This window comes from Mesorhizobium sp. M00.F.Ca.ET.216.01.1.1 (assembly GCF_004010325.2).
In the GTDB taxonomy this organism is placed as follows: Bacteria; Pseudomonadota; Alphaproteobacteria; order Rhizobiales; family Rhizobiaceae; genus Mesorhizobium.
Genome location: NZ_SADR02000445.1, coordinates 1 through 303, shown reverse-complemented (window position 1 = coordinate 303; position 303 = coordinate 1). Strand labels below are relative to the sequence as shown.

Here is a 303-nt window from a genome sequence, read left to right as displayed (position 1 = left end):
CGAAACCCACGAGGATCAAGGCTGCAAGGAACGCGCAGCATCGCAGCATCGCAAATCCTCACCCGCTATCGTCTGTCGGCTTCATGAAAGGCCAGTCGGCGCGCGCGGTCTGTTAAAGAATTCACAATACGCCGATTTGGAAAAGAAGAAAGGTCGCTGCGTTCGCGATATATGTTGGGTTTATAGATATTTATAGATATTTTGGCCTCAGCAACTTCAAGTTGCTGCTCAGGCTGCTTCCGCCAGGAATTCCGGGTTCTGCTTGACCAGCGCCACCCGCAGCTTTTCCATGGCCCGCGCTTC

At 53.1% G+C, this 303-nt stretch carries 1 protein-coding gene; it reads right to left on the bottom strand.

The genetic code is table 11. The features are described 5' to 3' along the window. Window positions 1-65: 65 nt before the first annotated feature. Window positions 66-303, bottom strand: a 238-nt coding sequence (locus EN859_RS38905; protein WP_210237781.1) for a hypothetical protein, incomplete at its 5' end; no start/stop codon positions are given.